Genomic DNA, 14373 nt, shown 5'->3' with positions numbered 1-14373 from the left:
CCGGCCGTACCGCGGGATTCCAAGAATCACTTCTTGGGCTTCCTCTTTCCACGACTCGGCTTACATTGAGGAGTTGCCTCACCAATGCAGAGGTCGATGTCTTCAGAGGCGTTTAACGTTCCCGTGTGCCCCACGGTACGGAGTGCTAACTCAAGTATGTTAATTGCTGCATTCCAGTCTCGGTCTATTACAAAACCACAATGGTGACAGCGATGTGTTCTTTGACTCAAAGACTTCTTGATGACTTCCCCACAGTTGGAACAGTTTTGAGAAGTGTAGTGCGGTGGTACGGCAACCGTTACCACACCAAACACCTTGCCAAAATATTCTAACCATTGACGGAAAGCCGACCATGCAGCATCAGATATAGACTTTGACAGTTGTCTGTTTCTAACCATGTTACGCACCTGCAAGTCCTCATAGGCAACCAAGTCGTTAGACTGGATGACGCATCTTGCTAACTTCACGGCAAAATCTTTACGCTGCCTACTTACCTTGAGGTGCTTTCGACTCAGGCGATTTCTCGCTTTGACTCTGTTTTTCGACCCTTTGGTCGTGCGAGAAAGTTTACGACTAAGACGCTTGAGCGCTTTCTCGGACTTTCTCAGATGACGGGGGTTCTCGATTGTCTGACCGTCCGAATCGGTGTAGAAGTGAGTCAATCCAACATCCAGTCCAACAGTCTTACCCGTTGGCTTTCTCTTCTCTACCCGTTCTCGGTCAAGGCAAAACTGAACGTAGTACCCATCAGCTCTACGAACAACACGCACTCGCTTAATCTGCTTCAACTGGTAGAAGTGAAGGTCACGAGTTCCCCACATCTTGAAGCTTCCTGCTTCAAACCCATCAGTGAAGGTGATAGTTCGTCTATCGAACGACAACTTCCAGCCCGTTGTTTTATATTCAACAGAGCCATGTGTTTGATGCTTCTTAAAGCGTGGGAAGCCTTTCTTCCCAGGCTTGTTTTTTTTGCAGTTGTCATAAAACCGAGCGATAGAACTCCAAGCCCGATCGGCAGAAGCTTGTCGAGCTTGGGAGTTAAGTTTGCCGGCGAACGGGAACAATGCGGCGAGAACAGCGCAATAGGCGCTCAACTCGTACTTGCCAATCCCCTTGTTGTCCAACCAGTATCTAAGGCAGCTATTGCGGACAAAGCGAGCAGTACGAATGGCTTCATCGAGCCGCTCGTACTGCTGTGCAAGTCCCTCTAGTTTTGCCTCAAAAACAAGCATACTTACGCTGACATAACTAGCGTAAGTATACCACAGTTAAAGAAAGCCGTCTTAGAAGGACGGGGCTTTAAACCCATTATTTTTGGTAATAACGACGCAGCAGTGGGATGATATTGATCGGAAGTTGATTGGCGCTGAAGTTTGGCTGGGCAAAAATGCCTAGTCGCAGTTAGCGGTTAGTTAGGTTGCGATCGAACAAAATCTCAGAACAAACTAACAGAACAAGTTAACAGCGCTTTCTGAAATTGTCTGGCTTTCAGTTAATAGCCGTCAACTCAATTTTGACCTGTCAGCGACCTAAAAATTATGGGTTTTGCAGACCTGTCCATCGCAGAAATAGCAGAGGACTTCAACGTCCCTGTTGAAGACGTGATCCGCTTGTGCGACGAGTTGGAAATTGCCTACAAGCACCCTCAAACCCGTTTGGCTTTGGAGGATGTTAAGGCAATTATGTCCGCTCTCGAAAAAAGGCGCGACTCAAAACTTCTTGCAGATTAGATCGCAAAATTCCTCTACCTTTAAAGGTATGGCTGCACCAACTTTCGCCAGTTGTTGCATAAGGAGGGCATTTTGAACACAAATCTGTTTGCCAGGTACGATCTCTTAGCGTTCAATAATTTGCCGGATTTTTTTAAGGAGAACCATGCTTAAAAGATATTTCATTGCTCTGACCGCTGTATTCTTGAGCTTTCAGTTATTTGTCAGCAGTGCGATGGCTGTCGAACTGAGTCCTGAACTTCGCACTGTGACTTTGAATGACAACGGTGCTCCGGTGGTGCTGAGCCTCAAACAAGTTCAGCAAGGCAAACGCCTGTTCAACTCGGCTTGCGCTCAATGTCACGCTGCGGGCATGACAAAAACTGACCCCAACGTGAATTTGAGCCCGGAAACTCTGGCTTTGGCCAACCCGCCCCGGAATAATATTGAGTCGCTGGTGGACTTTATGAAAAATCCCACCACTTATGACGGGTTTGAGGAGATTTCGGAACTGCATCCGAGCATGAAGAGCGCGGATATTTTCGCTGAGATGAGAAATCTCTCGGATGACGATTTGTACGCGATTGCCGGTCACATTCTGCTGCAGCCAAAAATTGTCTCCAAGCAGTGGGCTGGTGGCAAAGGCGCTCGCTAATCGATTTTAGATTTTAGATTTTAGATTTTGGATGGGGAGGGGGCTGGGGTTTGGCAAGGATTGCTGGCTGGCTGTTTTTCTATCTAAAATCTGAAATCTAAAATTTATTCCCTACTCATTGATTCTCGCCAGTCGAACCCGCCGACTCAAGCTTGTGGACTGGTTCAGGCCGACGAAAGCCAGAGTGAAACAAAAAAATTCGATTTTGTGAGCAAATGTTAATGAATTATTGACGCTTCTACGCCCTTATGCTGCATCGTGGTGTTTTTGTCTGCTTTCTGTTGGGGATGTTAATTATTTTGCCACTCGTGCTGTTGGCTCCTCAGCCTGTTTTGGCTGCTGCCGATTCTTACGTGAATAGGTATTTACAAGTCAGCGAACCTGTGGCTTTGGAGTTGGACTCTGAGGGACATACTCGGTTGTTTTCGGCTCAGGATTTGTCTGCCGGCAAGGTGTTGTTCGAGCAAAGTTGTCTGAATTGTCACGTCGGAGGAGCTACTTTGCCGGACCCGATGATATCTCTGTCTTTGGCTGACCTCAAGGGGGCAACGCCTCCCCGCAACAACATCTATAGTTTGGTGGCTTATCTGAGAGAACCGATGACTTATGACGGTACTGAGGAAACTTTTTGGTGCCGCCAAGTGCCGGAAAGCTGGATGCAGCAGGCAGAAATCGAAAATTTGGCGGCTTTTGTGATCCGAGCGGCTCAGAAAGCTCCGGGCTGGGGCGTGGAGAATTTTGAGAGTTGAACTGCCGCTGCAAAAAAGTGGTAAATTACTCGGGAGAAAGCGATGCGATTGAGCGATCGCGCCTGTTTTAACAGGTAAAATATCTAAAGAATCACCCTTTGCGTGTCCATTAGAGGAGAACTGCGTTGAAAAGACTCTTATCGATCGCCCTGTTAGCGATCGCAATTTTTACCGTCGGCTTTGGCCGCCCTGCTTTGGCAGGTGATGCTGCTAAGGGAGCTAAACTCTTTAGCGCTAACTGTTCTGCTTGTCACATCGGTGGCGGCAACGTGGTTATGGCCATGAAAACCTTGAAAAAGAGTGCTCTTGAGAAGTACGGCATGAATTCTATCGAGGCTATTACCACTCAGGTAACTAAGGGCAAAAATGCTATGCCTGCTTTCGCCGGGCGCTTGAAGCCCGAACAAATCGAGGATGTAGCAACCTACGTGCTCTCGCAATCTGAGAAAGACTGGAAAGGCTAAACTGCCTCTTTGAAGTCGCACAAGCTGGGCGGGCTTGATTTAATTTAAAACTTGTCCTCCCGATCGCACCCTCTCTCACTTTTTGGCGAATAAATATCGGTTTGCAGCGATCTTAACCTATTTGGGAAAGCGCGCCAGAAATCCGATTTTTATTAGCCCAAGGGCGAGGGAGGGACATTTTATTTTAGATTTTAGATTTTAGATTTTAGATTGGAGATTGAAGATTGAAGATTGAAGATTGAAGATTTGAGATTGAAGATTGAAGATTGAAGATTTGAGATTGAAGATTGAAGATTGAAGATTTGAGATTGAAGATTTGAGATTTGAGATTTGAGATTGAAGATTGAAGATTTGAGATTTGAAATTTGAGATTGAAGATTTGAGATTGAAGATTGAAGATTGAAGATTTGAGATTGAAGATTGAAGATTTGAGATTGAAGATTTGAGATTGAAGATTTGAGATTTGAGATTGAAGATTTGAGATTTGAGATTGAAGATTTGAGATTGAAGATTTGAGATTGAAGATTGCTAAATGCTGACTTTGGATAAATTGTCCAGCACCTTACATTAACAAGGCTTAGGCATGGGGGCTAGAAACTCGGTTTCTACGAAAAATCCTGGGTTTAATTAGAGAAATATAGGAAGAAACCGGGTTTCTGAGGTCGCAAGTGCGATCGAGCATTAATTAAAATTAATTATTTATTCGGTTCATAAATTAAAGTATGTGCTATAATATAACCCCTTATTAGCAAAGCTTTGAAATCGAGATTAAAGTCGGTCCGCAAAGTGGACTCTACACCTGCCATGAACGTAAAAACATCAGCAAAAGTTAAAACTCAAGTTAAAACTCTCGGAGACGCAGCCTCTGGGGCGATTGAAAAATATTTCCGCAAAAGTGTAGCGCACGAGGCTGAAGTTCTGAAAGACAAAGATGCCGAAGAACTTCACCAAATGCGCGTGGGATTGAGACGTTTGCGATCGGCTGTAACGGGTTTTGCTCCGGTTTTAGACTTGCCAAAAGAGGCTTCTGAACGCAAAATTGGTAAGGTGGGGCGGATTCTGGGAACGCTCAGGGATTTGGATGTGATGCTCGAAAGTCTCCAAAACCGATATTACCCGAATTTGCCGGCTGACGAACAGGAAGTTTTGGATAAGGCTTTGTTGAATTTGCTCAAACAGCGACACCGCGCTTTGAAGGGAGTGAGGGCTGTTTTAGAGCACAAAAGTTACCAATCGCTGAAGCAGTCGATCGAGGATTGGTTGGAAGAACCGCAGTTTCGGGCGATCGAACATTTGCCAATTGCTGAGGTTTTGCCGGATTTACTGTTACCTCAAGTCAGTGAGTTTTTCCTGCATCCGGCTTGGCTGCTGGGAACAGAATATGAGGATGGCAAAGTTAAAGTTGCTGATGATTTGAATGCTGAGGCTGTCGAAGAGAAGTTAGCAGCGGAGGGAACTATTCTGCACGATTTGCGGAAGCAAGCGAAGCGGGTTCGCTATTTGATGAATCTGTTTGGCGATTTTTACGGCGAGAGTTACGAAGTTTATGTCGAAGATGTGAAAGCTGTTCAAGAATGTTTGGGCGATATTCAAGACAGTGAAGTTTTAGGGGAGTTTTTGACAGATTTTGTCGATCGCGATCTGAAAAAAGAGTTGCCGAAACTGGCTGGTTTGTTGGCAGAAAATCGCTACGCAGCTTGGCAAAAATGGCAGGTTTTGCAGCGCAGGTATTTGAGTTCGGAAATTCGTCAAGGTTTTCGATCGGTATTAATTCATCCTGCGGTTGAAGATGCTGCTAAGGTGGAAGCGTCGCAGCAATTATAAGACGCAGATCCCCGATTTATAAAAGAAGTCGGGAATTTAAAGTGCACTCGCGCTTTGGGAAGGAAAAGGGCGATCGTTTTTGAGTATTAAGTAAAAGAAAGGGCGATCGGCGATCGCCGTTTGCCTTTTCTCCTACCTATTTCACCCCGAGAAAAAGAAAGGTAGCTTTCTGGCAACAAACTGTTACAGCAATTCCGGATGTTATGAGGTACAGTAGCAGCAATTAGTAAACCAGTTTTTGAGATGTTTCGGATTAATTAAGTCAAGAGCCACAGCAATTATCCTGTCAACCATTTTAGTGCTGGTTGGTGAAAACTGTCGCCATAAAGATTTGAGTTGCGACCACCATAATTCAATTGGATTAAAATCAGGATATTCTGGGGACAAACACAAGATAGAAGCACCCACCGCTTCTATCTACGGGCTTAATTGAATCTACTTTATGCGCTGGTAAATTATCAATTCACGTCTACTGCTGCCGACCACAATTGTGGCGCTAAACATTTCTAGATAAATACCTCAAATGCTTGGCCCCGCCATCGACTTATCCAGGTTCATCAATGCCACTACTCGAAGAGAGACTAATTGCACCAATTACTGCGACTTTCTTGCCTCGATAAAAAGGTTTGACCGCATAGGCTCGCTTTGCCTCGTTGGGAACGTGCATGAGTTCTGGTTAAACAAGCGCAATACTCCAGTCTCATCTAAAAATACGCTCATTTTTTGGCTCGATATCCTTGACTTTTTCCCAATACTCTAACCTTAACTTGATGACTCTTTCAGTGCCTGCTTGGCTACGACTGACTGTTTTTTTTTACGATTTAATCCCAACTTCTGTAAGGCGCTACACATTGCTGTTGGGCCTACCCAATTTCCTGTCTTTTGGGCGAATAACTCACACAATTCTACCAACGTTGCATCGGGATGTGCTGCCACTATTTCTCGCTATCTCTTTTGACGCATTATTCAAATGACTGAATCTGGGTTTACCACTCTCGTTTACGCTGTAAATTTCCCTCGATTTTTTGTTGCTTGACAAGTTTTTGAACTAAGCTTTTACTGCAGGCAAATATTTCTGCTGTTTTTCCGATCTACAGCTTCTGTTCGCTTAGGGGCAGCTACTATGAAAGGCTCGCAAATCTACTGAGTATGCTTTCATTGGTATATTATTTTTAGTCGATTCTATTGTACCTCATAACATCTGGAAGTGCTGTATCACCATTGATGCGATGGGGAATCAAACAGAAATAGTCCGACTGATCCGTGAGAAAAAAGCCGATTATGTCGCGGCACTAAACAGCAATCATCCCACTCTTTACAATCAAGTTAAACACTGGTTTGAGACTGCAAAAACTCAGGAATTCATTGGGATTGAACAGAGTTATGATTCCCGAACCGAAAAGGGACATCCGGAGCCTCGAAACTCGAAAAGTCTGGGCGGTATCACTTGCCAAACTAGGAGGACTTTACAAGCAAGAGCACTCTTGCTGGCTTACGCACTATTGCGATCGCCCTTAAGAGTTCGTCATCTGCGGAACAAAACTACTCACTCCTGTACAGTTTTACCTAAGTTCTTTACCAGTAGACGCTAAAGCGGAATGGTCGTGCTATTCGTCAACATTGGAGCATTGAAAACCAAGTGCATTGGAGTTTAGATGTGACTTTTAATGAAGATAAATCCCGGATTCGCTCGTTAAACAGTCCTCAGAACTTCGCTCTGGTAAGACGGCTCGCCCTGGCCGGCGGTTAACCTGTGAAACAACTCAAAGAGCGTAGCCTGCGACAAAAAATCAAACGGGCTGCGATGAACAATGACTATATGATGCAAATTCAAAGAGTGCTTTTGTCAAGCATGATTGAGATGCTCTTACCCTGGTATTCTCTGGTTTAACGACAGTCTGATGAGACACATTTTTCAACTCAGCGGCTCGCGATACGAACTAGATGCTTCGGAATGGTTTACCCCACCTAACAATCAACTCGCAGTCATCGGCCGCAACTTAGATACCGATCAAATTCGAGAACAGCTTAACAGTTGCTTAGGATCGTGGATTAAATAACTTCCGTAGGTTGGGCCCGTGGAACGAACCCTCCGTTTCACTCCGCCCAACAATCAAGCGTGGGGTTGGGTTTCGTTCCACGGGCCCAACCTACAAAAAATGCAAGTTATTTAATTCTCATTCCTTAGTTTAAGATCGTGTCTTAAAAACCCATGAGGACACGGCAATGCCGTGTCCCTACTATCTCATGCGTAAGTCCTAATCTCAAATCTCAAATCTCAAATCTCAAATCGATCGACCTTACCTGCTACAATAGAACGTATAATATTAACGAAGTAAACCGCTACGAGAGAATCATGTCCGCAAACACCGCGCTACCCGCAGCCCTAGCTAAAATCGTCCAGCGCTTTCAGCGACACTCCGATCCGAAACAGCGCTACGAACAACTGCTGTGGTATGCCAAGCGACTCCCAGCATTTCCCGAAAGCGACAAACTGCCTGAAAACAAAGTTTCTGGCTGCGTATCCCAAGTTTATATTACTGCAAATTTGGCAGACGGAAAAGTTTTGTATCAAGGCGATTCTGACGCTCAGTTAGTCAAAGGATTAGTTGGCTTGCTGGTGGAAGGTTTGAACGGATTGACGCCTGCTGAAATTGTCACCATTACCCCAGATTTTATTCAAGACACGGGATTGAATGTGAGTTTGACACCTTCCCGTGCTAACGGATTTTATAACATCTTTCAAATGATGAAAAATAAGGCACTTGCTTGTGAATTGAGCAAGCAAGCCGAAGCAAATTAAAAGAATAAACAGCCATGACTCAAACTACAGATATAACAAAATCAAATTCTGGCAATTCTCCCGCCGCAGTTCAAGAATATCTCTGGAATTGGAAAGAAACCCAAATCAAAGTTATTTACGAAACCAGAGGACAGGGAAATCCTGTCTTGCTGCTGCCTGCTTTCAGTACGGTTTCGACGCGAGAAGAAATGCGTCCTTTAGCAGAATTGTTAGCTTCTCACTTTCAAGTTGTGAGTTTAGATTGGCCGGGTTTTGGCGAATCGGATCGCCCGAAAACCGACTATCAACCGCAATTATACCATCAATTTCTCAAGGATTTTGTTGAGTCAATTTTTAATAGTGCTGTTGCTGTAGTTGCGGCGGGTCACGCTGCGGGTTATGCGATGCAATTAGCGCAATCAAAGCCCAATGTTTGGTCAAAGATTGTGTTGGCTGCGCCGACTTGGCGCGGGCCTTTGCCGACGATGAGCAAACAGCAAAGCGGGTGGCATGGAATTGTGAGAGAATTAGTACGATCGCCCTTACTGGGACAATTCCTATACAAACTAAACACTGCGCCGTCTTTCTTGAGTTTTATGTACCGCCGCCACGTCTACGCCGATGCAGCAAAAGTCACGCCGGATTTCATTCAAGGCAAATGGCAAGTGACGCAAAAACCAGGTGCTCGGTACGGTTCCGCTGCCTTTGTGACTGGTGGTTTAGATCCGGCTAAAGTGCGATCGGAATTTACAGATAAATTTCAACAATTAGCAGTGCCGGTGATGGTTGTAATTGCTGAAAATGCGCCGCCAAAATCAAAGGCTGAAATGGAAGCATTAACGGAATTACCGGGTGTTGAATCGCGAGTTATTCCTGGTTCATTGGGTATGCACGAAGAGAATGCAGCAGCTTTAGCAAATGCGGTTAAATCTTTTATTTGAGAGGATTAAGAGGGGATGAACCGCAGAGGGCGCAGAGGGCACAGAGGGGAGAAGGGAAGAGGGGATGAATGCAAGCTGTTTTTTTTACGTTAGTTTGGATGGTTTGCTATTGGTTTTGTCTGCCAGTTTATGCTGTCGGAGATTCGCCGATGGTCAATTTGCCAAAGAGTGCGATCGAAAGTGCGATCGACTTTCACATCCATTCTTCTCCTGATGTGATTCCCCGCAGATTAGACGATTTTGAGGTAGCTAAGTCAGCGGCGCGATCGCACATGAAAGCTGTTGTATTGAAAAATCATTATGCCAGCACAGCAGCGCGAGCAGTTTTGGTGAATAAAATAGTACCAGAAATCGAAGTTTTCGGGGGAGTCGTTCTCAATTATTCGGTAGGTGGTATTAATCCTCAAGCTGTAGAAGCAATGCACCGCATCGGTGGCAAATACGGTAAAGTAGTGTGGCTGCCAACGGTTGATGCTGAGCATCACTTGCAGGTTTTTCACAAGTCGGGAATTGGGATTAAAGTTGCGGAAAATGGCAAGGTTTTACCGGAAACAGCAGCGGTGTTGAAGATTGTAGCAAAAGAGAATTTGGTATTGGAAACCGGTCATATTTCCTCAGAAGAAGTGATGGCGGTTGTCACTGAAGCCAACCTTCTCAACATTAAGAACATCCTGATTACCCACGCAATGGCGGATGTACCCGGTTTGTCCCTAGAAAATATGCAAACAGCCGCCGCAGCCGGAGCTTTCTTAGAACTCGCATTTGTCAACGATTTGATGGGAGAAAATGCCGCTGATGAGGGTCACAAAAACTGGCATCAAGTTTCTATTACTAAAATGGCAGCAGCGATTAAACTAATCGGAGCCGAGCATTTTGTTATGAGTACAGATTTGGGAAGAAAACCCGATCCTTTACCTGCGGAAGGTTACAAATTATTTGTGAAAAAATTGATAGAGGAAGGCATTTCTCAACCTGAAATTGATTTAATGATGAAGGAAAATCCAGCTCATTTGTTAGGAATTTAGGAGTAAATATTACGTCCGATTGCCTAACTATTCTCAAGTTTGTAGTGAGGACTTCAGTGTTCTATGTGATTTATAGTCAAGTAGGCTCTGCTTCAGGTTCTTGAGATTCTCGATCGCCCGCTGGAGATTTGGTTTGCAATTGGGATAGCTGCGAATTTAGCTGCAAACGTTCTTGATATACGGTTTCTAAATGATTTTCTAATTCCGCTACTTGAGATTGCAGTTGATTTTGAGCCTGATTAGCTGTATCGATTTGGTTTTGAAATTCCGAAATTTGAGAGTAAAGGTACGATCGCTCTCTGTTAGCTGTTTCTAATTCCGATTGCAGTTGCGATCGCTCTTTTTCGACTAATTCCTGTTGAGCTTGCACGCCCGAAAGTTGAGACTGAAGTTCCTCCCCCTCTTCAATCGAGCGATCGAACTTAATTTGAATTTCCAACAACTGGTTTTGTAGGTGCAATCTGGTTTGACTAGCAGTTTGCAACTGACTCTCAAATTCAGACAGCAGAGCGTGAAATTGAGAACGTTCTGCATCAACCGCCTCTAACTCTGCTTGCATTTCCAGCAATTGAGCGTTAAGCTGCGATCGATCCTGCTCCGCAACTTCTAACTGATATTGAAGTTCTGCCACTTCTGCTAACTGCGACTCAGCTTGTTGAGCATTTTCTAACTGCAACTGAGCAATCAGAGAATCCATTTGCGATCGCTCCTGGGCAATTCCTCCCATAAATTCTTCCATTTCCGACACTCGATTATTTAAAAAATCTTGCTCGCGAGTCACAGTTTCCAACCGACTTTGCAACTCGGACAATTCTGAATTTAGCTGGTTTTCATTCTGCACCTTTTGCTCCAATTCCGAATTGCGGGCATTCAACTGAGCCGCCAAATTCGATATAGCTTCCTGCGAACCCTGCATCCGCACCAAATTGCGGGAATTTCGCTTATTCAAAATTAGCCAGCAGACTAAGGCCCCCGATCCAAATCCTATTAATAAAAGTATTGCTTCCATTTGTTGTATCTAATTGATATAAATTGAGTAATCTTGATGCTTGCCCAAAAAATGGACATCAACAAATCGCTATCTTACTCAAAGCTATCACAACTTGCAAGCCTGTATTAACTTGGTTCAACAATTTATATTTATTTACAAATACCTTTTGTTTACAGGTAAGGTGCGCCATCCGCACCCTGCAAGCCCGATCAATGCAGCAAATCCACAATATGAGGAATAATCCCGATATGCTGAGTCAGCAAATAATCCAACCTATCCGCCAGTAAACTAAAAATTAAATCGTTATAACTCATCCCGTATTCCCCCAAACCTAAAGCCACCAAACTCGTCACATTTTCCCCTGGGTGTTTCAGATCCGGTTTCGGATTTGCTTCCAAAACATAAAGCGAGCCATCAGCATCACTTCGGACATCAATTCGCACCAAACTATTCAAACTAAACTCCCAATAAATTTTTCGAGCTAACTCAATTAACTTTTGTTTGAGTTCCGGTTCCTCGCTACCCATCAACCGTCCTCGATCGGCCGTAATCGCTTTTTGATCCATAGAAGTAAAGATGCGTTCGTCAGGCTCCAGCACCCGCTCGATCGTCGAAAAAGCAAAGGGTTTTGTATTTTTATCAAATTTGCCTTGAGCATAAGTAACATAGCCGCAAACCGCTACACAAAATTCTCGTCCCGGCAAATACTTCTCAATTAAAGCAGTATTGTGAGTTGCTCGGTGAACTTCCGAAACTGCCTGAGACAAACCCTCAATATTGTCTACAAAATGAACGTGCAGCGAAGCGCGGCCGGATACTGGTTTAACAACAAAAGGCCCTTGACAATCACTAAAAGCAATGGTAAAACGCTCGTGCAAATTAGGATGCAAAATCCCTTGAGAAGGATGCCAAGTCATAAACGGAGCAGTTTTAATTCCGACTGATTGCAGTTCCCGTTTAAAAGCGTGTTTGTTATCTAAAGTTGAACTGTTTAAAGGATTGTGACCCACATAAGGCATTCCCAACATTTCCAACAAAGCGGGAGTGTGACAAACAGGATTGTAGCCCTGGACTCCGCCAGTATTCAGCCAGACTAAATGGATATTTTTTTGTTTTAGTTGTTCGGCTAACTTCATGTCATCAGGCATGAGAAAGACTTGCTGAAAACCAATTTGTGCTAAGGCTTTAGCAATTTCGCGGGCGACGATTTCGTAACTCTTCCAAGCGCGGGGATTGTGAGTTTTGTAAATCACAGCTCCGGCGCGATCGCAGTCACCGCCGAACACCACAGCAATCCGCAATTTAGCAAACAGCACCTCCAAATATTGAGGTAGCAAACTAAAATCGTAATGCCAAGAATTTATGCCAATGGATCTTGCAATCATTTAATTTTTACCCCTTTTTATTTCATTTTTGAGTAACTGAACTGCTAGATTTTGCCCAATATATCCCAGCCAAAACCACAGAGAAAGCCAACCAATTAAACAAGCTCAAACTTTCCGAAAACAGCACCCAAGCCATAATAGCGGTAATTACGGGTTCTAGCAGCAGGAAAAAAGCTACAAATCCCGACGACAAACGACCGAGACTGTGGATGAGCAGTCCCTGACCGAAAGCTTGGCAAATCACCGCCAAAGCAATTACAGTCAGCCACCCCTGCCAAGAATCAGGGAAAACTCGATCGCCCGCAAGCAGAACCAGCGGCAAAACCAATATACTGCCAATGAAACATCGCCATATCAATATAGTTGTTGCCGGAAACTTGGTTCGCAAATGTTCTGAAATTAGCAGATTTCCTGCATAAAACATCGCCGATAAAAGAGCAGCAATGTCACCGGCAAAATTGTCTCTCGCAGCTTGCAAATCATCCATGCCGATCGCAATTGCCCCGGACAAAGCCACCGCCAGCCCCACCAAAAACCTGTTGTCAAAGCGCCGCCCCAACAGCAGCCATCCCCCCAAAGTAGTAAATAAAGGAGTTAAGTTTCGCAGTACAGTAGAATTAGCGACATTAGTCTGAGTCAGCGACCAGGCCCAGAAACCCACAGAAGCAGAAGAAACCACGCCTACCGCTGTTAACAGCATCACATCCTGCAGAGTGTAGTTCGATCGCCCTTCAACTTGTGCCCCAGACATTCGGCGGCGCGCAGCACCCGCACCGTTCCAAAGTCCAAATACCACAGTTGCTATCCACAAACGGTTAAAAACAGTAGCATTCGGGCTGATTTCCCGTTCGCTCAACCTCATAAAAATCGCAGCCAGCGACACCGCTAGCAGCGCCGCCGACAGCGATGCGATCGCCCAAAATTTACCTTGACTGTCCGCTAATTCACCATTTTTTAAACTATCCGGGCTTCCAGAAACAATAGTCTTTTCTTCAGTTGTTAATGCAGAGTTTAACTCGGTTTTTTCCAAAATATTGCGCTGAAGTTCAATATTTTGCTCTGGCAGTCCCAGTTTTTTTGACATTATTAACAATTCCGATTCGTGGCAGAAAACAGAAAGCAGAAGGCTGAATTTATAATTATACTAATTCTCAAAACTCATGCAACAGTATCTGTATGGTGCGTCGCCACCCGTAAATCTTAAAGAATATCCACAATCTTTGAGCGACGCACCCGGAACTCAGGTGAGCGCAAACAAACCCACACTCATCATTGTTGCTTTCTGGAGGCGAGAATTGGTATTAACAGCAACTTAGGTTGAAGGTTTAACAGAAAGCCTTGTCAAAGCCTCCTTTAGCGCCGGTGGCAATTGGCGGATAATCTTGCCCTTGTCGCGATCGACACCAACCAAAGTTACCTGTGCCGTCACATATAACTCCTGAGTATCAGGCGATCGAAATTCGTAATCCCAAAGCAGCCGGACACCCTCGCTAGCAGCTATCCGCGTTCTGACTGCCACAGGTTGACCCATTTTTACAGAGCGGTGGTAGCGCAGCGAAAGTTCCACCACAGGCAATTCCAAACCCTGCGCCACCCAGTCTGCATACTCGATGCCGAGAGAGCGCAAACTTTCCACCCTAGCTTCCTCCATCCAAGCCAGATAAGTCCCGTGCCAAACCACACCGCTGTAGTCAGTATGGTGAGGGTACACTCGCACCAAATATTCAAACCAGCCCTCTGAGTCCATCCCGAGCCGCTTTTGAATGGCACCAGTCGGTGCGAGTTCTGGTTGAGTTCGATCGTTCTCTAACACTTTACAAATTGTTCCAAAACGCTACATTTCTACAA

Annotated in this window: 16 protein-coding genes and 1 pseudogene; 11 read left to right on the top strand and 6 right to left on the bottom strand. The window is 44.8% G+C overall.

Going from position 1 to position 14373, the window contains the following annotated elements:
* Positions 1–26: 26 nt before the first annotated feature.
* Positions 27–1232, bottom strand: a complete 1206-nt coding sequence (locus QUA56_RS07960) for a transposase (RefSeq protein ID WP_333355492.1) — start codon at positions 1230–1232, stop codon at positions 27–29.
* Positions 1233–1538: 306 nt separating this feature from the next.
* Here QUA56_RS07960 and QUA56_RS07955 point away from each other — a divergent pair, with 306 nt between their 5' ends.
* The 5 genes from QUA56_RS07955 (at position 1539) to QUA56_RS07935 (ending at position 5401) form a co-directional block, all read left to right on the top strand.
* The gene (locus tag QUA56_RS07955; protein ID WP_015178341.1) at positions 1539–1730 is read left to right on the top strand and encodes a hypothetical protein; all 192 of its coding nucleotides are present in this window, start codon (positions 1539–1541) and stop codon (positions 1728–1730) included.
* A 145-nt stretch (positions 1731–1875) separates the two neighbouring features.
* Positions 1876–2364, top strand: coding sequence for a photosystem II cytochrome c-550 (psbV, locus tag QUA56_RS07950; protein WP_333355488.1), 489 nt, complete (start codon positions 1876–1878; stop codon positions 2362–2364).
* A gap of 248 nt (positions 2365–2612) precedes the next feature.
* Entirely contained in the window at positions 2613–3113 is a 501-nt protein-coding gene (gene psbV2 / locus QUA56_RS07945; RefSeq protein ID WP_333355485.1) for a photosystem II cytochrome PsbV2, read from the top strand.
* Between the two features lie 125 nt (positions 3114–3238).
* Positions 3239–3577 carry a cytochrome c6 PetJ gene (gene petJ, locus QUA56_RS07940; RefSeq protein WP_333355483.1) on the top strand — a complete coding sequence of 113 codons (339 nt, stop codon included), beginning with the start codon at positions 3239–3241 and terminating at the stop codon, positions 3575–3577.
* An 804-nt stretch (positions 3578–4381) separates the two neighbouring features.
* On the top strand, positions 4382–5401 hold the full coding sequence (locus tag QUA56_RS07935) for a CHAD domain-containing protein (RefSeq protein WP_333355597.1): 1020 nt from the start codon (positions 4382–4384) through the stop codon (positions 5399–5401).
* A 544-nt stretch (positions 5402–5945) separates the two neighbouring features.
* Here QUA56_RS07935 and QUA56_RS07930 read toward each other — a convergent pair.
* On the bottom strand, positions 5946–6068 hold the full coding sequence (locus tag QUA56_RS07930; RefSeq protein WP_333355480.1) for a hypothetical protein: 123 nt from the start codon (positions 6066–6068) through the stop codon (positions 5946–5948).
* A 939-nt stretch (positions 6069–7007) separates the two neighbouring features.
* On the opposite strand from QUA56_RS07930, the pseudogene QUA56_RS36775 reads away from it, so the two are divergent.
* The 5 genes and pseudogenes from QUA56_RS36775 to QUA56_RS07910 all read left to right on the top strand — a co-directional run.
* Positions 7008–7151: pseudogene (locus QUA56_RS36775) on the top strand (ISAs1 family transposase); the annotation flags it as partial.
* Positions 7152–7257: 106 nt separating this feature from the next.
* Positions 7258–7461, top strand: a complete 204-nt coding sequence (locus QUA56_RS07925) for a GTP-binding protein (protein WP_333355477.1) — start codon at positions 7258–7260, stop codon at positions 7459–7461.
* 296 nt (positions 7462–7757) lie between these two features.
* The gene (locus QUA56_RS07920; protein ID WP_333355474.1) at positions 7758–8204 is read left to right on the top strand and encodes a SufE family protein; all 447 of its coding nucleotides are present in this window, start codon (positions 7758–7760) and stop codon (positions 8202–8204) included.
* A 14-nt stretch (positions 8205–8218) separates the two neighbouring features.
* Complete coding sequence (locus tag QUA56_RS07915) at positions 8219–9124, top strand: alpha/beta hydrolase (RefSeq protein WP_333355472.1); 906 nt, start codon at positions 8219–8221, stop codon at positions 9122–9124.
* A 68-nt stretch (positions 9125–9192) separates the two neighbouring features.
* Positions 9193–10149 carry a DUF6282 family protein gene (locus tag QUA56_RS07910; RefSeq protein WP_333355470.1) on the top strand — a complete coding sequence of 319 codons (957 nt, stop codon included), beginning with the start codon at positions 9193–9195 and terminating at the stop codon, positions 10147–10149.
* Positions 10150–10225: 76 nt separating this feature from the next.
* Here the strand turns inward: QUA56_RS07910 and QUA56_RS07905 are convergent, their stop codons facing one another.
* From QUA56_RS07905 to QUA56_RS07895, 3 genes are all read right to left on the bottom strand, one after another.
* Positions 10226–11158 (bottom strand): hypothetical protein, encoded by a 933-nt coding sequence (locus tag QUA56_RS07905; protein ID WP_333355467.1) that lies wholly within the window; start codon positions 11156–11158, stop codon positions 10226–10228.
* A gap of 191 nt (positions 11159–11349) precedes the next feature.
* The gene (locus QUA56_RS07900) at positions 11350–12525 is read right to left on the bottom strand and encodes an ATP-grasp domain-containing protein (protein WP_333355465.1); all 1176 of its coding nucleotides are present in this window, start codon (positions 12523–12525) and stop codon (positions 11350–11352) included.
* A gap of 22 nt (positions 12526–12547) precedes the next feature.
* Complete coding sequence (locus QUA56_RS07895) at positions 12548–13609, bottom strand: DMT family transporter (protein WP_333355463.1); 1062 nt, start codon at positions 13607–13609, stop codon at positions 12548–12550.
* Between the two features lie 76 nt (positions 13610–13685).
* Here QUA56_RS07895 and QUA56_RS07890 point away from each other — a divergent pair, with 76 nt between their 5' ends.
* Positions 13686–13841, top strand: coding sequence for a hypothetical protein (locus QUA56_RS07890; RefSeq protein ID WP_333355461.1), 156 nt, complete (start codon positions 13686–13688; stop codon positions 13839–13841).
* On the opposite strand, the gene QUA56_RS07885 is transcribed toward QUA56_RS07890, so the two are convergent.
* Positions 13838–14338, bottom strand: a complete 501-nt coding sequence (locus QUA56_RS07885; RefSeq protein WP_333355458.1) for a thioesterase family protein — start codon at positions 14336–14338, stop codon at positions 13838–13840. The two genes, QUA56_RS07890 and QUA56_RS07885, sit on opposite strands and share 4 nt — an antisense overlap.
* Positions 14339–14373 lie beyond the last annotated feature (35 nt).

Origin of the sequence: Microcoleus sp. N3A4 (genome assembly GCF_036701805.1) — a bacterium.
GTDB lineage: Bacteria > Cyanobacteriota > Cyanobacteriia > Cyanobacteriales > Microcoleaceae > Microcoleus.
Note: the sequence above shows the minus strand (reverse complement) of the source record. Positions and strands in the feature narration are given on the sequence as shown.